Annotated in this window: 18 protein-coding genes and 1 pseudogene; 12 read left to right on the top strand and 7 right to left on the bottom strand. The window is 64.3% G+C overall.

Features of this window, described 5'->3' with window-relative positions; all coding sequences use genetic code 11:
* Positions 1-69: 69 nt before the first annotated feature.
* The 5 genes from dnaQ to X738_RS73795 all read right to left on the bottom strand — a co-directional run bounded on the left by dnaQ (position 70) and on the right by X738_RS73795 (position 3,936).
* Positions 70-789 (bottom strand): DNA polymerase III subunit epsilon, encoded by a 720-nt coding sequence (gene dnaQ, locus X738_RS73775; protein ID WP_023802682.1) that lies wholly within the window; start codon positions 787-789, stop codon positions 70-72.
* Positions 790-875: 86 nt separating this feature from the next.
* Entirely contained in the window at positions 876-1,478 is a 603-nt protein-coding gene (gene coaE / locus X738_RS73780; RefSeq protein WP_023802683.1) for a dephospho-CoA kinase, read from the bottom strand.
* A complete protein-coding gene (locus X738_RS73785; RefSeq protein WP_023802684.1) occupies positions 1,475-2,326 on the bottom strand; it encodes a shikimate dehydrogenase in 852 nt (283 codons plus the stop codon). Before X738_RS73785 ends, coaE begins: the two co-directional genes overlap by 4 nt.
* Complete coding sequence (locus X738_RS73790) at positions 2,319-2,918, bottom strand: Maf-like protein (protein ID WP_023802685.1); 600 nt, start codon at positions 2,916-2,918, stop codon at positions 2,319-2,321. Before X738_RS73790 ends, X738_RS73785 begins: the two co-directional genes overlap by 8 nt.
* A gap of 196 nt (positions 2,919-3,114) precedes the next feature.
* Complete coding sequence (locus tag X738_RS73795; protein ID WP_023802686.1) at positions 3,115-3,936, bottom strand: pyruvate, water dikinase regulatory protein; 822 nt, start codon at positions 3,934-3,936, stop codon at positions 3,115-3,117.
* Positions 3,937-4,339: 403 nt separating this feature from the next.
* Between X738_RS73795 and hemE the strand changes: the two genes are divergently transcribed.
* From hemE to rho, 3 genes and pseudogenes are all read left to right on the top strand, one after another.
* Positions 4,340-5,368: a uroporphyrinogen decarboxylase gene (gene hemE / locus X738_RS73800; RefSeq protein ID WP_023802687.1), complete on the top strand. Its 1,029-nt coding sequence runs from the start codon at positions 4,340-4,342 to the stop codon at positions 5,366-5,368.
* On the top strand, positions 5,365-5,916 hold the full coding sequence (gene hemJ / locus X738_RS73805) for a protoporphyrinogen oxidase HemJ (protein WP_023802688.1): 552 nt from the start codon (positions 5,365-5,367) through the stop codon (positions 5,914-5,916). Before hemE ends, hemJ begins: the two co-directional genes overlap by 4 nt.
* A gap of 380 nt (positions 5,917-6,296) precedes the next feature.
* Positions 6,297-7,638: pseudogene (gene rho, locus X738_RS73810) on the top strand (transcription termination factor Rho).
* A gap of 63 nt (positions 7,639-7,701) precedes the next feature.
* Here the strand turns inward: rho and X738_RS73815 are convergent.
* Positions 7,702-9,720, bottom strand: a complete 2,019-nt coding sequence (locus tag X738_RS73815) for a thioredoxin domain-containing protein (protein WP_023802690.1) — start codon at positions 9,718-9,720, stop codon at positions 7,702-7,704.
* A 64-nt stretch (positions 9,721-9,784) separates the two neighbouring features.
* On the opposite strand from X738_RS73815, the gene mnmE reads away from it, so the two are divergent.
* The 5 genes from mnmE to X738_RS73840 all read left to right on the top strand — a co-directional run bounded on the left by mnmE (position 9,785) and on the right by X738_RS73840 (position 15,713).
* Positions 9,785-11,107, top strand: a complete 1,323-nt coding sequence (gene mnmE, locus X738_RS73820; RefSeq protein ID WP_023802691.1) for a tRNA uridine-5-carboxymethylaminomethyl(34) synthesis GTPase MnmE — start codon at positions 9,785-9,787, stop codon at positions 11,105-11,107.
* 345 nt (positions 11,108-11,452) lie between these two features.
* A complete protein-coding gene (gene mnmG / locus X738_RS73825) occupies positions 11,453-13,327 on the top strand; it encodes a tRNA uridine-5-carboxymethylaminomethyl(34) synthesis enzyme MnmG (RefSeq protein ID WP_023802692.1) in 1,875 nt (624 codons plus the stop codon).
* Positions 13,324-13,959 (top strand): 16S rRNA (guanine(527)-N(7))-methyltransferase RsmG, encoded by a 636-nt coding sequence (gene rsmG, locus X738_RS73830; RefSeq protein ID WP_023802693.1) that lies wholly within the window; start codon positions 13,324-13,326, stop codon positions 13,957-13,959. Before mnmG ends, rsmG begins: the two co-directional genes overlap by 4 nt.
* A gap of 36 nt (positions 13,960-13,995) precedes the next feature.
* Complete coding sequence (locus X738_RS73835) at positions 13,996-14,796, top strand: ParA family protein (RefSeq protein WP_084646769.1); 801 nt, start codon at positions 13,996-13,998, stop codon at positions 14,794-14,796.
* 35 nt (positions 14,797-14,831) lie between these two features.
* A complete protein-coding gene (locus X738_RS73840; protein WP_023802695.1) occupies positions 14,832-15,713 on the top strand; it encodes a ParB/RepB/Spo0J family partition protein in 882 nt (293 codons plus the stop codon).
* 411 nt (positions 15,714-16,124) lie between these two features.
* Here the strand turns inward: X738_RS73840 and holA are convergent, their stop codons facing one another.
* The gene (gene holA / locus X738_RS73845) at positions 16,125-17,168 is read right to left on the bottom strand and encodes a DNA polymerase III subunit delta (RefSeq protein WP_023802696.1); all 1,044 of its coding nucleotides are present in this window, start codon (positions 17,166-17,168) and stop codon (positions 16,125-16,127) included.
* A 544-nt stretch (positions 17,169-17,712) separates the two neighbouring features.
* On the opposite strand from holA, the gene X738_RS73850 reads away from it, so the two are divergent.
* From X738_RS73850 to lpdA, 4 genes are all read left to right on the top strand, one after another.
* On the top strand, positions 17,713-18,945 hold the full coding sequence (locus X738_RS73850) for a 3-methyl-2-oxobutanoate dehydrogenase (2-methylpropanoyl-transferring) subunit alpha (protein WP_023802697.1): 1,233 nt from the start codon (positions 17,713-17,715) through the stop codon (positions 18,943-18,945).
* Positions 18,946-18,947: 2 nt separating this feature from the next.
* A complete protein-coding gene (locus X738_RS73855; protein WP_023802698.1) occupies positions 18,948-19,961 on the top strand; it encodes an alpha-ketoacid dehydrogenase subunit beta in 1,014 nt (337 codons plus the stop codon).
* A 229-nt stretch (positions 19,962-20,190) separates the two neighbouring features.
* Entirely contained in the window at positions 20,191-21,576 is a 1,386-nt protein-coding gene (locus X738_RS73860; protein ID WP_023802699.1) for a dihydrolipoamide acetyltransferase family protein, read from the top strand.
* Positions 21,577-21,687: 111 nt separating this feature from the next.
* Positions 21,688-23,085 carry a dihydrolipoyl dehydrogenase gene (lpdA, locus tag X738_RS73865; RefSeq protein WP_023802700.1) on the top strand — a complete coding sequence of 466 codons (1,398 nt, stop codon included), beginning with the start codon at positions 21,688-21,690 and terminating at the stop codon, positions 23,083-23,085.
* The last annotated feature ends 40 nt before the right edge of the window (positions 23,086-23,125 follow it).

A 23,125-nucleotide genomic window follows, 5' to 3' on the forward strand; every position in this document is an offset into this window, starting at 1 on the left:
TGCGGCGGGACAGCGAAGGATCGTACGGGTCGGCTGATCCTGAACGCCCCTGCCGCTCCGCCAAAATCGCTATGCCGCAGAACTCGCTTCCCGGGCGACGCGCAGCCAGAGCGCCTTTTCGCCTAATGTGCCGACCATGCTCGCGTGCGCGGCGCGCTCTGCTTCGGTCAGGCGAGACGGCAGCGCTATCGGCCGCGCACCGATGCTGATGTCGATGTCGTCGACGTTTCTCCTGCCGCCGGCCGGCGCCGTGGCGCTGTCGAGGATGAGCGCCGCCTGCTTGCCGCCGATGAGCTCGATATAGACCTCGGCCAGCAATTCCGAATCGAGCAACGCGCCGTGCTTGGTGCGGCGGGCATTGTCGATGCCGTAGCGCCGGCACAGCGCGTCCAGCGAATTGGGCCCCATCGGATGCTTGCGGCGCGCCAGCGCCAGCGTGTCGACGACAAGTCCGGGGTCAACGACCGGGTGGCCAAGCCGGCCGAATTCGACATTGAGGAAAGCGATGTCGAAAGTCGCATTGTGGGCGACCAGCTTGGCGCCGTCGATGAAGGCAAGGAACTCCTCGGCGATGTCGCTGAAGGTCGGCTTGCCCATCAGGTCGGCGGCGCTGATGCCATGAACGGCCTGTGCCTCGGCATGGATCGATCGTCCCTGCGGATTGATATAGTGGTGGAAGGTGCGGCCGGTCGGGAAACGGTTGACCAGCTCGATGCAGCCAAGCTCGATGACGCGGTCGTCGCGGAAATCGAGGCCGGTGGTTTCCGTATCGAAGATGATCTCGCGCATCGAATCAGTCCGTTGGGTCCGGCGTTAGTCCAGCCGAATCATGATGGGAACAAATTGGCAACATATTACGCCGGGCGCAAGCGCCGTTAAGCAGGCTTGCCGGCTTTATCCCCGACCAGTTTCGCGACGATCGCATTGACCGCCGCGCGCGCCGCATCAAAACCTTGTCCGGTGTCGATGATGAAATCGGCGCGCTCACGCTTCTCGGCGTCGGGAACCTGCCTGGCCAGGATCGACGCCAGTTTCTCCTCGCTCATGCCCGGCCGCGCCAGCACGCGGGCGCGCTGGATGTCGGGCGACGCGGTGACCACCACGACCTTGTCGACACGGTCGCGGCCGCCGGTTTCGAACAGCAGCGGGATGTCGAGAACGACAAGCGGCGCGCCGGCGGCCCGGTGTCTGGCCAGGAAAGCGTTGGCGTCGGCGCGGACCAGTGGGTGGATGATCGCTTCCAGCCGTTTCAGTGCAGCTGCATCACCGAGCACCCGCTCGGCCAGCCTCGTGCGATCGACGGAGCCGGATTTCGCCGTTCCGGGAAACGCCGCCTCGACCAGCGGAGCCGCCTTGCCGGCGTAGAGGCGATGCACCGCCTCGTCCGAATCGTGGACAGGCACGCCGGCCTCGGCAAACATCCTGGCCGTCGCCGACTTGCCCATGCCGATCGATCCGGTGAGGCCGAGCACGATCATGTTTTTTTACTCCCTGGCGCGAGATCGGCGACGATCATCTGCCGCAATTCGGCAGTGACCTCAGGCCTGATGCCGAACCAGCACTCGAAGCCGGGCACCGCCTGGTGCAGCAGCATGCCGAGCCCGTCGACGGCTTTCAGGCCGCGCGCCTTGGCGGCGGCCAGCAACGGCGTTTCCAGCGGCACATAGACAATGTCGGTGACGATGGCATGGTCCGGCAGTCTGGTCGGATCGGCCGACAGGCCTTCATTGCCATGCATGCCAAGCGCTGACGTGTTGACCAGCAGGCCGGCATCGGCAAGCAGCTCGCCGGTCGCCGCCGTTCCGTGGGCCGAGACCCCGGCGCCGAAGCGGTGGCGCAGCTCCTCGGCTCGGGCGAGCGTCCGGTTGACGATGCGGATGTCACTGATGCCGCGCTGCTTGAGCGCATGGATGACCGCGCGGGCGGCGCCGCCGGCGCCGAGCACCACCGCTGGGCCGTTTGCGGCCCAGCCCGTCGCATGCTCGTCGAGATTGGCGGAAAAGCCATGGGCGTCGGTGTTGCCGCCGCACAAAATTCCGCCCTCGAGCCAAAGCGTGTTGACGGCGCCGATCTGTTCGGCCGCGTCGTCGCGGCGCGCCGCCAGCGCGAAGGCGGCCTCCTTGTGCGGGATGGTGACGTTGCCGCCACGATAGCCATTCGCCTCGAGTGTTTCGACGAATTCGGCAAAAGCCTCCGGCGCAACGTCGATCGCCCGGTAGCTACCGTCGATGCCGTATTTCGCCAGCCAGTAGCCGTGGATCTTCGGCGACCGCGAATGCGCGACCGGATGACCGGTGACGAAGGCCTTTTTCGCGGCCTCAGCCATCGATGGCTCCGAACTCGCGCAGCTTGGCCAGGACAGGCAGAAGCGGCAGGCCGACAATGGTGAAATAGTCGCCCTCTACTGTTTCGAACAGCTGGATGCCCTCGCCTTCGATTTGGTACGCGCCGACGCTGGACAGCGCCTTGGCGCCGACCCGCGCCAGATGGCGGCCGATGAAGGCCGGATCGAGCTTTCGCATGGTCAGGCTGGCGACGCCGACATGCCGCCACAGAACTGCGCCGTCGCGGGCCAGCACTACGGCGCTGTTGAGTTGATGGGTCCTGCCCGACAGCGCCAGGAGATGGCGGCGGGCGGCTTCCATGTCGGCCGGCTTATGAAACACTTCGTCGCCGAGCGACAGCGTCTGGTCGCAGCCGAGCACCAGGGCGCCCGGCTTTCGCTCGCTGACCTCGGTGGCCTTGGCCTCGGCCAGCACCAGGGCGACGTCCTCGGGCGAGGCACCGCTGCCCTGCAAGGGCGCTTCGAGCGCGCGCTCGTCGACTTCCGCCGGAACCGCCTCGACCGCCACGCCGGCATGGACAAGCAACGCCTTGCGGAACGGGCTGCCGGAGGCAAGGATGATTTTTTCGGCCATGGTTTTCGCCTGATCTTTCCTTCTCCCCTTGTGGGAGAAGGTGGATTGGCGCGCAGCGCCAATACGGTTGAGGGGTGTTGGAAGGATCGCCGTCGGTGCCAGGCTGGAACACCCCTCATCCGACCTCGCTTCGCGAGGCCACCTTCTCCCACAAAGGGGAGAAGGAAAGGGCCGCCCACAGCACAAGCGCCCGAACCTAGCGTGTCTTTCCCCGCAGGGCAACGATCGCCGCCGCCGTCTCCTCGATCGAGCGGCGGCTGACGTCGATCATCGGCCAGCCGTGCCGGGTGCAGATCTGGCGGGCGTAGGCAAGTTCCTCGCTGATCGCCGCGCGGTCGACATAGTCGGTCGGCTCGTAGGCGCTGGTGTTGCCGAGGATGCGGTTCTGGCGCACCTGCGAGATGCGCTCGGCGGTGGCGATCAGCCCGACGATCAGCGGCTTCGTGGCGTTGACCAGGCTTTCCGGCACCGGCACGCCGATCACAATCGGGATGTTGGCGGTCTTGATGCCGCGATTGGCGAGATAGATGCTGGTCGGCGTCTTCGAGGTGCGCGAAATGCCGACCAGCACAATGTCGGCGTCGTCCATATTGGCAGGCAGCTGGCCGTCATCATGCTCCATGGTGAAGTTGAGCGCGTCGATGCGGCGGAAATATTCGGCGTCCAGCACATGCTGGGCGCCGACGCGGCGGCCGGCCGGCGTGCCGAGATAGGACTGGAACACGGTCAGCACCGGTTCCAGCACCGAGACGCAAGGCAGGCCCATGGCGGCGCAGCGCTCGTCGATGCCGCGGGCGAGCTTCTGGTCGACGACCGTATAAAGGATGATGCCCGGCTCCTCCTCGATGTCCTCGAACACTTTCGTCACCTGCTTTTCGGTGCGGATCAGCGGGTAGATATGCTCGATGGCGCGCGCATCCTTGTATTGCGCCGAAGCCGCGCGCCCGGCCGCCAGCAGCGTCTCACCGGTGGCATCGGAAATCAGGTGAAGGTGAAAGAAGCTCTGGGGTTTGTTCACAGGGGTACGTTCCAAGCTGTGGGCCGATGTGGATAAGGTCGGTCGGAAAGATCGGCCGGTTCGGGGCGACTGTATCAGATGCCGGTTTGTCCACAATTCGATGCGCTGCCGGCTTCGTCGGGGGGCTGGGGACAAGTTCGGGGACGGGCTTTTTCGACTCGGTCTCATCCACAGGGTCATTTTCTCCAGGCGGGCGGTAACGCATTGTTCCCAGTCGGGAATTTCCAACTGTCCCCAAACTCCTCCTATCCGGCAAAAGAAGCACGCGACAATATGCTGGCTGGCCTTTTCCGGGGCAAGGCGGGACAGGAGACAACCACCGATACCAACAGACTCTTAGAATCATAAGATTCCTAGAAATAGAATATTTAATTATAGAGAAGCCTGGAGAGGCGAGCGCTGAATGCCTGAAAACCGCATCATGCTGGACGTGTTGAAGGGCAAGGCTCTGTCTCCGCCGCCGCTCTGGATGATGCGTCAGGCCGGCCGCTATCTGCCGGAGTATCGCGAGACACGCAGGCGGGCCGGATCGTTCCTCGACCTTTGCTATAATCCCGATCTTGCCGTGGAAGTGACGCTGCAGCCGATCGAACGTTTCGGCTTCGATGCTTCGATCCTATTTTCCGATATCCTTGTCGTGCCGCATGCGCTGGGCCGCGACGTGCGCTTCGAGGAGGGCCGTGGGCCGCTGTTGACGCCGATCTCGGCGACGGAGATTGCGGTTCTCGACGGCGAAACGTTTCACGTGAATCTCGAACCGGTCTACGAGACGGTCAGGCGATTGCGGACAAAACTGCCGGATCAAACGACGCTGATCGGCTTCTGCGGCGCGCCGTGGACGGTGGCGACCTATATGATCGCCGGCCACGGCACCTCGGACCAGGCGCCAGCACGGCTGTTTGCCTATCGCGAGCCGGCGGCTTTCCTGCAATTGCTGAAAGTGCTTGCCGATCACTCGGCTGCCTATCTGATCCGACAGATCGAAGCCGGCGCCGATGTGGTGCAGATATTTGACTCGTGGTCCGGCGTGCTCGACGAAGTTTCTTTCGAGGCGTTTTGCGTCAGGCCGGTGGCGGAGATCGTCAGGCAGGTCCGGGCCGTCCATCCCGACATTCCGATCATCGGCTTTCCCAAGGGCGCCGGCGCCCATTACCGCAGCTATCGCCAAAAAACCGGCGTGACCGGGCTGGGGCTCGACTGGACCGTGCCGTTGACGACGGCGAAGGAACTGCAGCGCGATGGTGCTGTGCAGGGCAATCTCGATCCGTTGCGGCTGGTGGCCGGCGGCAAGGCGCTTTCTGACGGTGTCGACGCAATCCTGAAAGCACTGGGCGATGGGCCGCTGGTCTTCAATCTCGGCCACGGCATCACGCCGGAAACGCCGATCGCGCATGTCGAGGCGATGGTGAAGATGGTGCGGGCGCATCGATGACCGACATGAACAACGCCAACAGTGGTGCGGGCAGCAGCGGTGGTGCAGCGATGGGTCGAGCGGCGATCGCCATCATCATCTTCCTCGTCCTGGCGGCGCTTCTGTTCCTGTTCGGGCCGGATGATTTCTATCCCTGGGCAAAGGCGATCCATGTCATCGCCGTCATCTCGTGGATGGCGGGCATGCTCTATCTGCCGCGGCTGCTGGTTTATCATGCCGATGCGGAAAAAGGCTCCGTCCAGTCGGAGACCTTCAAGGTGATGGAGCGCCGGCTGCTGCGCGGCATCATCAATCCAGCCATGATCATCACCTGGGCGTTCGGCCTCTGGCTGGCCTGGAAAGGCTTTGGTTTTCAGGGTGGCTGGCTGCATGCCAAGATCGCCGCGGTGCTCGGGCTCTCGGCGGTTCATGGCTATCTGGCCGGCGCGGTACGCAGATTCGCCGAGGACCGCAACGAAAAGCCGGCTCGGCACTGGCGGCTCGTCAATGAGATCCCCACATTGCTGATGATCGTCATCGTCGTGCTGGTCATCGTGAAGCCGTTTTGACGATTTGTGTCTGTTTCGGGCGTTTGCGCTGCCCCTCACCTGCCTGCCGGCATCCTCTCCCCGTATAGTGACGGGGAGAGGGGCGCTGTGATTGATGGCTTCGCCAATATCCAGGGTTGCAGTATGTGCGCCAAGATTGCGGCCAAGCCCCTTCTCCCCGTCACTATACGGGGAGAAGGTCCCGGCAGGGGGTTGAGGGGCGGTGCCGAGATTCGCAATTGATCGCTTTCAAGCGGCTTGCTCTTTCAGTCGACCAACGATAAAAGACGGGTCTTCCTTCCCGTCATGCGCCGCCCCATTCATCGCTTCGGCCGCGCCCGGCATTTGTCGCATCCCGCCGATATTTTCCCCATACTTACTCACTCAGAGTCCGTCTAATGATGCAAGAAATGAAACTCACAGAGTTCAAGAACAAGAAACCGCCAGAGCTGATCGCTTATGCCGAATCGCTCGAAGTCGAGAACGCCAGTGTCATGCGCAAGCAGGAACTGATGTTCGCGATCCTGAAGCGGCTGGCGACCCAAGATATCGAGATCATCGGTGACGGGGTCGTCGAAGTGCTGCAGGACGGGTTTGGCTTCCTGNCGGCTGGCGACCCAAGATATCGAGATCATCGGTGACGGGGTCGTCGAAGTGCTGCAGGACGGGTTTGGCTTCCTGCGCTCGGCCAATGCCAATTACCTGCCAGGCCCGGACGATATCTATATCTCGCCGTCGCAGATCCGCCGGTTCTCGCTGAAGACCGGCGACACGGTCGAGGGCCCGATCCGCAGCCCGAAGGAGGGCGAGCGCTATTTCGCGCTGCTCAAGGTCAACACGATCAATTTCGACGACCCGGAAAAGATCCGCCACAAGATCCATTTCGACAATCTGACGCCGCTTTACCCGACCTCGCGGCTGAAGATGGAAATGGACGTTCCGACCTCGAAGGACATCTCGGCCCGCGTCATCGACCTGGTGGCGCCGCTCGGCAAGGGCCAGCGCGCCCTGATCGTGGCGCAGCCGCGCACCGGCAAGACGGTGCTGTTGCAGAACATCGCCCATTCGATCACCACCAATCATCCCGAATGCTACCTGATCGTGCTGTTGATCGACGAGCGGCCGGAAGAAGTCACCGACATGCAGCGCTCGGTGAAGGGCGAGGTCGTCTCCTCGACCTTCGACGAGCCGGCGGTGCGACACGTCCAGGTCGCCGAAATGGTGATCGAGAAGGCCAAGCGCCTGGTCGAGCACGGGCGCGACGTCGTCATCCTGCTGGATTCGATCACCCGCCTCGGCCGCGCCTACAACACCGTGGTGCCGTCATCCGGCAAGGTGCTGACCGGCGGTGTCGACGCCAATGCGCTGCAGCGGCCGAAGCGCTTCTTCGGCGCCGCCCGCAACATCGAGGAAGGCGGCTCGCTGACCATCATCGCCACCGCGCTGATCGACACCGGCAGCCGCATGGACGAGGTCATCTTCGAAGAGTTCAAGGGCACCGGCAACTCGGAAATCGTGCTCGACCGCAAGGTGGCGGACAAGCGCATCTATCCGGCCATGGACATCCTCAAGTCCGGCACCCGCAAGGAAGATCTTTTGGTGGCCCGCCAGGACCTGCAAAAAATCTTCGTGCTGCGCCGCATCCTGGCGCCGATGGGCACCACAGACGCCATCGAGTTCCTCATCGACAAGCTCAAGCAGACCAAGACCAACGCGGATTTCTTCGATTCGATGAATACGTAAGGGGCTGGCGCCCCTTGCCTTCTCCCCCCCGGGAGGAGGTGGATCGGCGCAGCATCCCCTCTCCTATCCGCGCCGCAACCGACGCTCGAGTTCCTCGGCGTCCGTTATCACCGGCAAGCAGACCTGCCCGGTGCACAGCCAAGCGCCGGGCTTGCTTGTTGGTGGCAGAACGCCGTCTGGCAGCAACGGCAGGTTTGTCGCCGAGCCGACCGGCACGATCGTGTCGATCCGACGCGGGTCAGGATTTCGATTCGCAACCGGAACAAGCCCCGGATTCTCTGGGCTATCCACCAGCACCAGCTTCAACGGCTCGATTGCCAGGGCACAGGCGTTGACGATTCCCGCCTGGCCATAGGCCTGATGCGCCGCCCGGCCGGCCGCGTGTTCGGCGACCTTCCAGGTATTTTCCTGCAATTTGAGGTCGCCGGAAAGCGACGACAATCGAACCATGGCCTCGATGATCTGGCCGGTGGCTGAAGGAATGGCCTCGTCGGCATCGCCCCTGATGCGGATCGGCACGTCGCTGCTGTCCGACGCGGTGAGATAGTAGCCGGTGTTGTTCTCATCACTATGCCATTGATCGAGCTGCGCAATGAATTGGCCGGCCAGTTCGGCATAACTCGACGTGCCGGTGGCCTCGTACAGCGAGATCGCGGCGTTGGCCATGGCGCCGTAATCGCTCGCCAGCGCCGGAAACAGCTTCTTTGCGCCAAGCATCGAATGCGGCAGGCGGCCGTCTCGGCCAGCGCTGGCAATGGCAGCAAAGGCCTGTTCCGCCGCCTCGATCCAGTCGATCCGTTTCACGGCGCGCCCGGCTTCGGCGAGAGCCGCGATCACCAGGCCGTTCCAGTCGGTCAGGATTTTGCCGTCACGCCCGGGCCTGACGCGCTGCTCCCTGGTTGCTAGCAGTTTTTCTGTGAGCGGAATGAGCCGGTCGCGATCGGCGACGCTTTGTTTTTGCTGGGCCGCAGTCTGGTGGATGATCGGCTTGCCCTCCCAGCCATGCGGGCCGGAAAGCGTGAAGTATCGGAAAAACAAGGCTGATTCGTCGCCGAGAGCGGTTTCGATCTCATCCTTGCTCCAGGTGTAGAACAACCCCTCCTCGCCCTCGCTGTCGGCGTCGAGGCTGGCGGCGAATGCACCGCCATCGACGCGCATCTCGCGCAACAGCCAGTCGACCGTGTCTTCGATTCGTATCCGGAACAATTCATTGCCGGTTGCCGCATAAGCCCAGTTGCACAGCCGGATGAGCTGTGCGTTGTCGTAAAGCATCTTTTCGAAATGCGGCACCAGCCATTCGGCATCGGTCGAATAGCGGCTGAGGCCGCCGCCGACATGGTCATAGATGCCGCCTGCCAGCATCTTTTCGAGGCTGAGCAGGACAGCGTCGCGATGGGCTGTGGCGCCGTCGCGCAGCCAGGACAGCCACAGCGTCTGCATGAACGGCGCATTGGGGAATTTGGGCGCGCCGCGCAGGCCGCCCAGATCCCTGTCGATCATGCCGTCGATGCCGTTGGCGAGCGTCGCGAGCGTGTCGCGGTCGAGCACCGCCTTGGCATGGCTGCCGGCCAGCCGCGCCTCGACATGCGTGGTCAGGCCGGCGGCGCTTTGGTTAACGCTTTCTTTCTTCTCCCGCCACGCCTTGTCGACCGCCTCCAGCACCTGTACGAAGCCTGGGCGGCCGTAACGGGCTTCGCGCGGAAAATAGGTGCCGCCCCAGAAAGGTTTTCCGTCCGGTGTCAAAAACATTGTCAGCGGCCATCCGCCCTGCTCGCCCATCGCCGACAATGCCGCCATATAGATCTGGTCGATGTCCGGCCGCTCTTCGCGATCGACCTTGATATTGACGAACAGACGGTTCATGACGGCGGCGACGTCGGCGTTCTCAAAACTCTCGTGCGCCATGACATGGCACCAGTGGCAGGCGGCGTAGCCGACCGAGAGCAGGATCGGCCGCTCAAGCGCCCTTGCTTCGGCGAGCGACGCCGGCGACCACGCCCGCCAATGCACGGGGTTGTCGCTGTGCTGCTGCAGATAGGGGCTGGCCTCTTCGGCAAGCAGGTTTTTCGCGGGCAACGTCACTGTTGATAACTCGGCAATCTGTTGGTGAACAAGCGAAGCTAGGGCGGTTGTGCTGGGTCGGCAAATGATTTCAGGTAATTCCATTGTTGCCCTGTCGAGCGGCCGCCTGCCCGCCGGGGTTGCCGTGATCCGCATTTCCGGCCCGCAAAGTCGATTCGTCGTAGAAACGATTGCTGGCCCCAAGGTCAAGAACCGTGTTGCCGCCTATCGCCAGTTCAGGGCGCCGGACGGATCGGTGCTCGACAACGGGCTGGCCGTTTTCTTTGCCGGCCCAAACAGCTTTACCGGCGAGGATGTCGCCGAATTCCACGTCCATGGCGGGCGGGCCGTGGTGGCGAAGATGCTGGAGGTGATCGCCGGCTTCGACGGCGTCAGACATGCCGAGCCGGGCGAGTTCACCCGCCGCGCCTTTCTCAATGGCAAGGTCGATCTGGTCGAGACCGAGGCGCTGGCCGATCTCGTCAATGCCGAGACCGAGGCGCAGCGGCGCTTTGCCGTCCAGAATGCCGAAGGCGTGCAGAGCGAGCTCTACCTCGCCTGGCGCCGTCGGCTGATTCATGCGCGCGCGATGATCGAGGCAGAAATCGATTTTGCCGACGAAGACGATGTGCCCGGTTCCGTTGCAGAGACGGTCTGGTCGGACGTCCGCGCGATGATCGGTGAGATCGAGCGCCATGTCCAAGGCTTCCGGGCGGCAGAAATCATCCGTGACGGGTTCGAGGTCGTCATTCTTGGTGCGCCGAATGCCGGCAAATCGAGCCTGTTCAACGCTCTGGCCCGGCGCGAGGCGGCAATCGTCACTGAAGAGCCCGGCACCACCCGCGATCTGCTCGAAGTGGTGCTGGATCTGGAGGGGATGCGGGTAAGAGTGACGGATACCGCCGGCTTGCGTGAAACGCCCGGCAGGATTGAGGCGATCGGTATCGAAAGGGCGAGGAGCAAGGCCGGCACTGCCGATCTGTTGCTGGTGCTCGAGGATATGGTGGAGCCGGTGGCGATCGGCGCAATACCACCTGATGTCGCGGCCTTGAGGATCGGGACGAAGGCCGATTTGCTGCGGGATGAATCGCTTGTGGCGCGCTACGACGCGGTTATCTCGATCAAGGACGGCACCGGGCTGGCGGAATTGCTGGCCGAGATCGGCCGTCGCGCCGCAGCGCAGGTCGGCCAGGCCGGCGATATCCTGCCGTCGCGGCTGCGGCACGTCGAACTGCTCAACGAGACGAAGCGCTTCCTGCTGGCGGCAGCGGCAGAGGATGGACGCGGGCAGGAACTGCGGGCAGAGGAATTGCGGCTGGCGGCGGATCGGCTTGGCCGCATCGTTGGGGCGGTCGATGTCGAGGACATGCTCGACGTCATCTTTGCGCAGTTCTGCATCGGCAAATGACTCACGTGAAACATTGCGGGCCGGCCAGCTCTGGGTGATTCACGTGAAACACTACGCGATTAGCTCGAAGGCATTGTTTCACGTGAAACGATCCACGGTCCCCGAGACGGGATCGAATTTGAGACTTAGCGCTGCCCCTCATTGCCCTGCCGGCATTTCTCCCCGTATAGTGACGGGGAGAAAGACACAACCGTCGACGGTTTCCCCAATCACCAGCGTTGCAAAAGACCCGTCGTTGCTGCGGCTAGCCCGCTTCTCCCGTCACTTTACGGGGAGAAGGTGCCGGCTTGACACCACGTCCTGACGGGGACATGTGTCGGTCAACCTGAATCTGGAACACTAAAAATGACCGATCACTATGATGTGGTTGTGGTGGGCGGCGGCCATGCTGGTTGCGAGGCGGCCAGTGCTGCCGCGCGCGCTGGCGCCAAGACTGCCCTGGTGACGCTGCGCTTCGAGACGATCGGCGTCATGTCGTGCAATCCGGCGATCGGCGGGCTCGGCAAGGGCCATCTGGTTCGCGAGATCGACGCCATGGACGGGCTGATGGGACGTGTCGCCGATGCGGCCGGCATCCAGTTCCGTTTGCTCAATCGCCGCAAGGGCCCGGCGGTGCGCGGGCCGCGCACGCAAGCCGACAGAAAACTGTATCGGCTTGCCATGCAAGCGGCGATTCGCGAACAGGCGGGTCTCGACGTGGTCGAGGGCGAGGTCCTGGATTTCGAAATCGCCAATGGGCGCCTGGGGGCGGTGCTGCTGGCGGATGGCCGCCGGCTTGGCTGCGGCGCCGTGGTGCTGACCACCGGCACTTTCCTGCGCGGGTTGATCCATATCGGCGAGAAGAAGATCGTTGCCGGCCGCATGAACGAGCAGGCCAGCCTCGGCCTGTCGGCGACGATGAGCCGCGCCGGCTTCAAGCTCGGACGGCTGAAGACCGGCACGCCGCCGCGGCTGGACGGGCGCACGATCGATTGGGCGTCGCTGGAGAGCCAGGCGGCGGATGACGACCCGGTGCCGTTCTCGCTGATGACCGACCGCATCGACAATCCGCAGATCCATTGCGGCATCACGCGCACGACGGCGGCTACACATGAGCTGATCCGCGCCAATCTGGGCCGGTCGGCGATGTATTCCGGCTCGATCGAAGGGGTGGGACCGCGTTACTGCCCGTCGATCGAGGACAAGATCGTCAAGTTCGGCGACCGCGAAGGCCACCAGATTTTCCTCGAGCCGGAAGGGCTGGACGACGATACCGTCTACCCGAACGGCATTTCGACCTCGGTGCCCGAGGACGTGCAACTCGACATTTTGAAGACCATCCCGGGTCTGGAACGTGCAACGATGCTGCAGCCCGGCTATGCCATCGAGTACGATCATGTCGATCCGCGCGAGCTCAAGCCGACGCTGGAAACCAAGCGGATCGCCGGTCTTTTTCTGGCCGGGCAGATCAACGGCACCACCGGTTACGAGGAGGCCGGGGCGCAGGGGTTGTTGGCCGGCCTCAACGCCGCGCGCAAAACGTCGGCAAGCGACCAGATCGTGCTCAGCCGCACCGAGGCCTATATCGGGGTGATGGTCGACGACCTGACCAGCCGTGGCATCGCCGAACCGTATCGGATGTTCACTTCGCGGGCCGAGTTCCGGCTGTCGCTGCGCGCCGACAATGCCGATGAGCGGCTGACGCCGCTGGCGATGAAGCTCGGGATTGCCTCGCAGGAGCGGATGCAACGGTTTAGCGATATCGTGCAGAACCTTGAAAATGCGAGGGACCTTGCGCTTGGCTTCACCATGACCCCGAATGAAGCGGCGCGTCATGGGCTGGTGATCAACCGGGACGGGGTACGCCGCTCGGCCTATGAGTTGCTGGCCTATCCCGGAGTCGACGTCGCCTGGCTGGCCAGAATCGCCCCGCAGTTTGCGGGAATTGACAGCAAAACGGCTGAACGCCTTGAAACGGCAGCGAAATATTCGGTCTATCTCAATCGCCAGCAAGCTGACGTCACGCAGATCAGGCATGAAGAGAGCCGATTGATCCCGGCGTCGCTCGATTTTGCTTCCGTTCCGGGGCTGTCCAACGAATTGAAGCAAAAGATGCTGGCACGCCAGCCGCGCTCGATCGCCGACGCTCAGCGTATGGAAGGCATGACGCCGGCGGCACTGGCAATCATTGTCGCGCATGTCCGCAACGCCGAGGCTGCCACGCGAAGGAATGTTGCGTGAGCGCTGCCTCATGGGCGGACCTGCAATCGGCTGCCGGTCCGGTTTCACGTGAAACATTCGAACGCCTGGTAGAGTTCGAGACGGTCTTTCAGAAATGGAACCGCCGGATAAACCTGGCGGCGCAGTCGACGCAGGGCGACGTCTGGCGCCGCCACATCCTCGACAGCGCGCAGCTGGCGCGAATCAAACCAGAGGCGAAGCGCTGGCTCGATCTCGGCTCCGGTGGCGGTTTTCCCGGCCTGGTGCTGGCGTTCCTGCTTGCCGAGCGCGACGGCGCTAGCATCGACCTGGTTGAAAGCAATCGGAAAAAGGCATCGTTCCTGCAAGCGGTCGTCGGCCAATTCAACCTGCCCGCCAGGGTCTTCGCGCGGCGCATCGACGACGCCTATGCGTTTGTTTCAACACCGCAAATCGTCACTGCCAGGGCGCTGGCGTCGCTTCCTGTGTTGCTCGAACTGTCGGCGCCGTGGCTGACGGCTGGCGCCTATGGCCTGTTCCACAAAGGCCGGGATTACCGCAGCGAGGTGGCAGAAAGCGCTCAACGATGGTCATTCGATCTGGTAGAACATGCCAGCGCGACCGACGCTCATGGCGTCATCCTCGAACTGTCTGATTTGCGCCAACTGACTTAGATCGGCGACCTCGGCATGAATTTCTGGCATAGACCCATGATGAAGAATGGCCCCCGAATCATCACCGTAGCCAACCAGAAGGGCGGCGTCGGCAAGACGACGACGGCCATCAATCTGGCGACGGCGCTGGCGGCGATCGGCGAGCGGGTGCTGATCGTCGATCTCGACCCGCAAGGCAACGCCAGCACCGGTCTCGGCATCGACCGGCGCGACCGCACCGTTTCCTCCTATGACGTGCTGACCGGCGAGCTCGATCTGGAGGCGGCGGCGATCCCGACGGCGGTGCCGGGACTGTCGATCGTGCCGTCGACGCTCGACCTGCTCGGCATCGAAATGGAGATCGCCTCGGCGCCAGACCGGGTGCTGCGGCTGCGCAACGCCTTGCGTGCCTCGGCCGAGCGCTCGGCGAATTTTGGCTATGTGCTGATCGATTGCCCGCCGTCGCTCAATCTGCTGACGCTCAACTCGATGGCGGCAGCCGATTCGGTGCTGGTGCCGCTGCAATGCGAATTCTTCGCGCTCGAAGGTCTGAGCCAGCTGCTGGAAACGGTCGAGCAGGTCCGCCGCTCGATCAATCCCGAGCTGACCATCCAGGGCATCGTGCTGACCATGTTCGACGGGCGCAACAACCTCGCCAACCAGGTGGTGCAGGACGTGCGGGCGCATATGGGCGACAAGGTCTATGAAACCGTCATCCCGCGCAATGTGCGCGTCTCCGAGGCGCCGTCCTACGGCAAGCCGGCGATCCTCTACGACCTTAAATGCTCCGGCAGCCAGGCCTATCTGCAGCTTGCCTCCGAGGTGATCCGCCGCGAGCGCAAACTGCGCGCCGCTTAGAAGCCGAATTGATACCAAAACGATCTGGACAGACGATGAGCGAAGACCTTTCGAGAAAAAGACTGGGCCGGGGACTGGCGGCGCTGATCGGCGAAATCGATCGTCCGGCAGCAGTGGAAAAGCCGGGCATGAATGCCGACGGCAAGGTGCCGATCGAGTTCCTGAGCCCGAACCCAAAGAATCCACGCCGGCATTTCGGCGACGCCGACCTAACCGATCTTGCCCAGTCGATCCGCGAACATGGCGTGGTGCAGCCGGTGGTGGCGCGGCCATCGCCGACGCAAGCTGGCCGCTACGAGATCATCGCCGGCGAGCGGCGCTGGCGCGCCGCGCAGCGCGCCGGGCTGAGCGAGATCCCGATCATCGTGCGCGATGTCAACGATCGCACCGCGCTCGAGCTGGCGATCATCGAAAACGTCCAGCGCACCGACCTCAATCCGGTCGAGGAGGCGATGGGCTACCAGCAGCTGATCGACGATCACGGCTACACCCAGGCCGATCTCGGCCAGGTGATCGGCAAGAGCCGCAGCCATGTCGCCAACACGCTGCGGCTGTTGAAGCTGCCGGACGTGATCCGCGACATGCTGGTCGACGGCGCGCTGTCGGCCGGCCATGCCCGTACATTGGTGACGGCGCAGGATCCGGCGGGCCTGGCCAAGCGCATCGTCGAGGACGGGCTTTCGGTGCGCCAGGCCGAAGCGCTGGCGCAGATGCCGGCGGGTGCGCCGACGGTGAAGCGACAGCCTGCAGCACCGGTGCAAAAGGATGCTGATACGCGGGCGCTGGAAAAGTTCATGACCGACACGCTCGGCATGTTCGTCACGATCGAGCACAACGAGCGCGGCGGCGTGATCAGCGTCGCCTATCGGACGCTGGAGCAACTCGACGAGCTTTGCCGGCGGCTGAAGCAGGAGTAGTAGTTAGCCGGCAAAGAGCCTCAGGTCCCGCTTGTTTTAGACGAGGATCGGCGACCTTATAGGCTACCTGCTCCAGCGTTTGCGCCGCCCCTCACCTGCCTGCCGGCATCCTCTCCCCGTATAGTGACGGGGAGAGGGGGCTGTCATCGACGGCTTCGCCAATCACCAACGTTGCAGATAAGAGGCCGGCAGGGCAAGGAGGGGCGGCGATTGGCAGCCCTCCCCTTTTCTAGCGCCGGTGATTGGCGAAATCGTCGAGGCTGCTGATCTCCCTCCCTGAGGGGGAGATGGCCGGCAGGCCAGAAGGGGTCGTCTCACATCAAGCGCCGGCACCTTGCTGAAGCGAAGAAGATGTCTGCGCTCCACGCGCTGCCCTGTCGCCTTCGGCGACATCCCCCTCAAGGGGGGAGATCAGGTGCGCGCCATTCTTGCGCTCTCCACGGCGATGCCGAGCAGCGCCTGTCGGGCCAGCGCGACCGCGAGGTCCGGCCGGCGCCGGGTCTGCAGCACCGCCGTCTGCAGGCGGTTGAGCGCGCGGGCGAGCGCCTCGCTGCTCCAGCGTTCGAGGGCTCTTTCGACCAGCTTGCGCCGCGCGAAAAAAACCGGCGGGCGCGCCGCGGCGACGACCGAAGCCGCGTTGCGGCCGCCGGCGTCCATCAGGCCGCGCATTGCCTGGATCGCCTGCAGCTGCCGCATCGCCGACGACAGCACCAGAAATGCCTGGCCGCCGGACTGGCAGTGACGGGTGAAGGCGATGTCGAAGTCGCCGACCTTGCCGTCGAGCAAGGCATCGACGGCGTCATCGAAGGACAGGCCAGAGACGTCGCCCGACGTCGCCTTGACGTCATCGAGGCCGATTTCGCTCTGGCCGTGGGCATAGAGCACCAGCTTTTCGATCTCGCCGCGCGAGGCCAGCCGGTCACCACCGAGGTTGCGGCGCAGCGCCTGGCGGGCTTCCAGCGTCATCGACATGCCGGCCTTGCGCAATTCGTCGTCGATGACCGTATCGATGTCCCGCGCCTCGTCGGCGTAGCACGGCAGCGCCATGGCAATGTCCGCCGCCTCGACAATGGCGCGCAGCCCGACGCCCTTCTTCAGGTCGCCGGCCTCGATCAGGATGATGGCGTCACGCGGCGGCTCCGCGGTCAGCGCCTTGACGTCGTCGGCAAGCGCCTTCTGGCCGGACGCATTGCGCACCCACAGCAGGCGCCGGGCCGAAAACATCGGCACGGTGCGGGCCTCGTCGAGCAGGCGGCCCTCGTCGCGATCGACTTCCGAACCGTCCAGCCTGACCACAGAGAACGGATCGTCGAGCGGCAGGCCGGTCTTGCCGGCAAAGGCACGGGCGCGCTCGGCGACCAGCCCGCGGTCGGGCCCGTAGAGCAGGACGATCGAGACACGCGGGTCCGGCCGCGCCAACCACGAATCGACCTCGTAACCTTTCTTCTGTGCCATGGGTTATGGGTTAGCATGATGCGGGCGCGGGGTGAACGGCGGTCGCCCCTTTCCTTCTCCCCTTGTGGGGCCCGAAGGGCGGGCGAGGCCCGTGACTCGCCCCGGGCGGTGGATTGGCGCGCAGCGNCCTTCTCCCCTTGTGGGGCCCGAAGGGCGGGCGAGGCCCGTGACTCGCCCCGGGCGGTGGATTGGCGCGCAGCGCCAAGACGGAAGAGGGGTGTTGGACGGAGTGCCGTCGGTGCCAGGCTGGAACACCCCTCATCCGACCGCTTCGCGGCCACCTTCTCCCACAAGGGGAGAAGGAAAGGCCGCAGCGCTAGCCGCTCGATCCGTCGCCTTGTCCAATCTGGCGGGAAACCAGGCGCAATCATGCGCCAAATTGCGCGCAGAGCCGGAAGATCGACAAGAAATTTCGCTGACATATCTTCATCCTGACAGGTGCTGCTGGCGGCGCGGTGGTTGGCCGGAAGCCTTGCCCGACGAATTGGCACTGGTCTGCCGGTGTGCAAGTATCTTGGCCGGGCAACATGGGAGGACGAAGGTCATGGCCGATGCGGGAATGTTGCGCTTCCATGTGCCGGAGCCCGAGGTGCGACCGGGCGGGACGCCGGATTTTTCTGATGTGACCATCCCCAAGGCCGGCTCGGTGCCGCGTCCCGAGATCGATGTCGATCCGCGTGATATCCGTGATCTGGCGTTTTCGATCATCCGCGTGCTCAACCGCGCCGGCGAAGCCGTCGGGCCGTGGGCCGGCCTGCTTTCCGACGACGAGTTGCTGGAAGGCCTGCGCCATATGATGACGCTGCGCAGCTTCGACGCGCGCATGCAGATGGCGCAGCGCCAGGGCAAGACCTCGTTCTACATGCAGCATCTGGGCGAAGAGGCGGTGAGCTGCGCCTTCCGCAAGGCGCTGGCGCCGGGCGACATGAATTTCCCGACCTATCGGCAGGCCGGCCTGCTCATCGCCGACGGCTATCCGATGGTCACGATGATGAACCAGATCTATTCGAACCAGGCCGATCCGCTGAAGGGCCGGCAACTGCCGATCATGTATTCGTCGAAGGAGCACGGCTTCTTCTCGATCTCCGGTAATCTGGCGACGCAATATATCCAGGCGGTCGGCTGGGCGATGGCTTCGGCGATCAGCAATGATTCGAAGATCGCCGCCGCCTGGATCGGCGACGGCTCGACGGCCGAGTCCGACTTCCATTCGGCGCTGGTGTTCGCCTCGACCTACAAGGCGCCGGTCGTGCTCAACGTCGTCAACAACCAGTGGGCGATCTCGACCTTCCAGGGCATCGCCCGCGGCGGCTCCGGCACATTTGCCGCCCGCGGCCTCGGCTTTGGCATTCCGTCGCTTCGGGTCGACGGCAACGATTATCTCGCCGTCCACGCGGTGGCCAAATGGGCGGCGGAGCGGGCGCGGAAAAATCTTGGGCCGACGCTGGTCGAATATGTCACCTATCGCGTCGGCGCGCATTCAAGCTCCGACGATCCGTCGGCCTACCGGCCGAAGGCCGAATCGGACGCCTGGCCGCTCGGCGACCCGATCGTCAGGCTGAAGAACCATCTCATCCAGCGCGGCGTCTGGTCGGACGAGCGCCACACCCAGGCCGAGGCGGAAATCCTCGAAACGGTGATCGCGGCGCAAAGGGAGGCCGAGCGCCACGGCACGCTGCATGCCGGCGGCAAGCCTTCGACGCGCGACATGTTCGAAGGCGTCTATGGTGAGATGCCGCCGCATCTCAGACGCCAGCGCCAGCAGGCGGGGGTCTGACCATGCCAAGACGGACCATGATCGAGGCGATCCGCGACGCCATGGACGTCTCGATGGGGCGCGACGAACGTGTCATCGTGTTCGGCGAGGATGTCGGCTTTTTCGGCGGCGTCTTTCGCTGCACGCAAGGCCTGCAGGCGAAATACGGCAAGAGCCGCTGCTTCGACACGCCAATCAGCGAAGCCGGCATCGTCGGCTCGGCCATCGGCATGGCCGCCTACGGCCTGAAACCCTGCGTCGAGGTGCAATTTGCCGACTATGTTTATCCGGCCTATGACCAGATCGTCTCGGAGGCGGCGCGGCTACGCTACCGCTCGAACGGCGATTTCACCTGCCCGATCGTGGTCAGGATGCCGACCGGCGGCGGCATTTTTGGCGGCCAGACCCACAGCCAGAGCCCGGAGGCGCTGTTCACGCATGTCTCCGGCCTGAAGGTCGTCGTGCCGTCCAATCCGCATGACGCCAAGGGTCTTCTTATCGCGGCGATAGAGGATCCCGATCCGGTGATCTTCCTGGAGCCGAAGCGGCTCTACAACGGCCCGTTCGATGGCCATCACGAGCGCCCGGTGACGCCGTGGTCGAAGCATGAGCTCGGCGAGGTCGCCGACGGGCATTACACGGTCCCGCTCGGCAAGGCGGTGATCCGTCGGCCGGGCGCTGCTGTCACCGTGCTGGCCTACGGCACGATGGTCTATGTCGCGCAAGCGGCGGCCGAGGAGACCGGTATCGACGCCGAGATCATCGATCTGAGGACGCTGCTGCCGCTCGATCTCGAGACGATCGTCGACTCGGTCAACAGGACAGGCCGCTGCGTGATCGTGCACGAGGCGACGCTGACATCCGGCTTCGGCGCCGAACTGTCGGCGCTGGTGCAGGAAAACTGCTTCTACCATCTGGAAGCGCCCGTGGTGCGGGTCGCCGGCTGGGACACCCCCTATCCGCATGCGCAGGAATGGGACTATTTTCCCGGTCCGGCCAGGCTCGGCCGCGCGCTCGTCGAAACGATGGAGGCTTGACGATGGCAGGTAGAGCCTCGGACCAATTGCCAGTGGTGGCACCGCCCCTCATCCGCCTGCCGGCACCTTCTCCCCGTGAAGAACGGGGAGAAGGGACTGGCCGCCACGCCGGCGATCTCCCTCTCCCCGTTGTTCACGGGGGTCCGAAGGACGGGCGAGACAAGCGGCTCGCCCTGGAATGGGCAAGGGTGAGGGGCAGCGCAAACGCCTCGGTAAGGGGGACCTGACGATGGGCGAGTATGTGATCAAGCTGCCCGATGTCGGCGAAGGCGTCGCCGAGGCCGAGCTGGTCGAGTGGCAGGTCAAGGTCGGCGATCTCGTGCGCGAGGACGCGGTGCTTGCCGCCGTCATGACCGACAAGGCGACGGTCGAGATTCCTTCGCCAGTCGACGGCGAGATCGTCTGGCTGGGTGCGGAGATCGGCGACACGGTGGCGATCGGCTCGCCCATTGTACGCTTGAAGGTGGCCGGCGAGGGCAATGTGAAGGCAGCTGCGGAGCCGGGCGGCGAGGCGGGCGCCAAGATTACCGACCGCAGTACCCCCACCCCTGGCCCCTCCGCACAAGGGGGAGGGGGACGCGCTTCGGCCGCCGAAGCCAGTGCCAAAGCGGCACCGCACCCGTCCCCGCCCGGAAAAATCACTGAGCGTGAGGTTGCATCGGCGACGGAATCCCCCTCCCCCTTGCGGGGAGGGGTTAGGGGTGGGGGTGCTGCGCTCGTCGCCGCGCCGCGTCCCGAAGGTGAAAGGCCGCTGGCGTCGCCGGCCGTCCGCCTCAGGGCAAAAGAGGCCGGCGTCGATCTCCGACAGGTCAGGGGAAGCGGCCCGGCCGGCCGCATTCTCCACGAGGACATCGACGCCTTCCTGGCGCGCGGACCGCAGCTTGCGAAGGTCTCCGGCCTCGCCCGCAACGAGGCCGTCGAGGACATCAAGATCATCGGGCTCAGGCGCAAGATCGCCGAGAAGATGGCGCTGGCCAAGTCGCGCATCCCGCACATCACCTATGTCGAGGAGATCGACGTTACGGCATTGGAGGATTTGCGCGCGGCGCTCAACAAGGAGAAGCGCGGCGGCGTGGAGCGGCCGAAGCTGACGCTGCTGCCGTTCCTGATGCGGGCGATGGTCAAGGCGATCGCCGACCAGCCCAAAATCAACGCGCTGTTCGACGACGAGGCCGGCATCGTCCACCAGCATGGCGGCGTCCATATCGGCATTGCCGCGCAGACGCCTTCGGGGCTGGTGGTGCCGGTGGTCAAGCACGCCGAGGCACGCGACATCTGGGACTGCGCCGCCGAGGTTTTCAGGCTCGCCGAGGCGGCCAGGTCAGGCACGGCGGCGCGCGACGAACTGTCGGGATCGACGATCACCATCACCTCGCTCGGCGCCATGGGCGGGGTGGCGACGACGCCGGTGATCAATCATCCGGAAGTGGCGATCCTCGGCGTCAACAAGATGATGGTGCGGCCGGTGTGGGACGGCACCCAGTTCATGCCGCGCAAGATGATGAACCTGTCCTCCAGCTTCGACCACCGCGTCATCGACGGCTGGGACGCGGCGGTGTTTATTCAACGGATCAAGACGCTGCTGGAGACCCCGGCGCTGATTTTTGTGGATTGAGATGATGAACAGGGGATCGCAGGGGCGCAGAATGAGAGCAGTAGCGATCCTTCGCGCCCCCCTCTGTCCTGCCGGACATCTCCCGCCGGCTCGACCAACCAGGGTGCCATGATGAAGGAAATATCCTGCAAGCTGCTCGTCATCGGCGCCGGTCCGGGCGGCTATGTCTGCGCCATCCGCGCCGGCCAGCTCGGCATCGACACGGTTATCGTCGAGTTCGGCAAGCCGGGCGGCACCTGCCTCAATGTCGGCTGCATTCCGTCCAAGGCGCTGATCCATGCGGCCGAGGAGTTCGAGAAAATCTCGCACATGGCGAGCGGCAAGAGCCCGCTCGGCATTTCAATCGCCACGCCGTCGATTGATCTCGAAGCGACCATCGCCTGGAAGGACGGTATTGTTAGCCGGCTTAACAGCGGCGTTGCCGGCCTGCTCAAGAAGGCCGGGGTCAAGACCGTGCATGGCTGGGCGAAATTCCGTGACGGCAAGACCGTCGAGGTCCAGACCGAGACTGGCATGCAGGTCGTCCGCGCCGAGATGGTGGTGATCGCGACCGGCTCGGCGGCGGTCGAGCTGCCGTCACTGCCGTTCGGTGGGCCGGTAATCTCGTCCACCGAAGCGCTGGAGCTGAGCGAAGTGCCGGAAAGGCTTGCCGTCGTCGGTGGCGGCTATATCGGGCTCGAGCTCGGCATCGCCTTCGCCAAGCTGGGCGCCAAGGTGAGCGTGGTCGAGTCCTTGCCGCGCGTGCTGGCGCAATATGATGCCGAGCTGACCCGGCCGGTGGTGAAGCGGCTCACCGAGCTCGGCATCGAGGTGCTCGTGAACGCTAAGGCCAAGGGCCTGTCGGGCAAGGGCGATGCCTTGCTGGTCGAAACGACGACCGGCAAGAATGCCAAAATCGCCGCCGACAGGATCCTGGTCACCGTCGGGCGCAAGCCGGTGGTCGAAGACTGGGGGCTGGAGCAGATCGACCTCGACATCGCGGGCAAATTCATCCGCATCGACGACCAGTGCCGCACCTCGATGCGCGGCATCTTTGCCATTGGCGACGTCACCGGCGAGCCGATGCTGGCGCACCGGGCGATGGCGCAAGGCGAAATGGTCGCCGAGATCGTCGCCGGCCACAAGCGCAGCTGGGACAAGCGCTCAATTCCCGCCATCTGCTTCACCGATCCGGAGCTGATCACCGCCGGCCTGTCGCCGGAGGAGGCCAAGAGGCTCGGCGGCGAGATCAAGGTCGGGCTGTTTCCGTTCGCCGCCAACGGCCGCGCGATGACCAAGATGAGTGAGTATGGCTTCGTCCGAGTTGTCGCCCGCGCCGACAACCATTTGGTGCTCGGCATCCAGGCGGTCGGCCAGGGCGTGTCGGAACTGTCGACGGCGTTTGGCCTGGCGCTGGAAATGGGCGCGCGGCTGGAGGATATCGCCGGCACCATCCATGCCCATCCGACACAAGGCGAGGGTTTTCAGGAGGCGGCGCTGAAGGCGATGGGGCATGCCTTGCATGTTTGAGGGCTGGCTGGCCTCACGGCGGATTCGAACCTCGTTCGGT

Source organism: Mesorhizobium sp. L48C026A00, from assembly GCF_000502375.1.
GTDB classification, from domain to species: domain Bacteria; phylum Pseudomonadota; class Alphaproteobacteria; order Rhizobiales; family Rhizobiaceae; genus Mesorhizobium; species Mesorhizobium muleiense.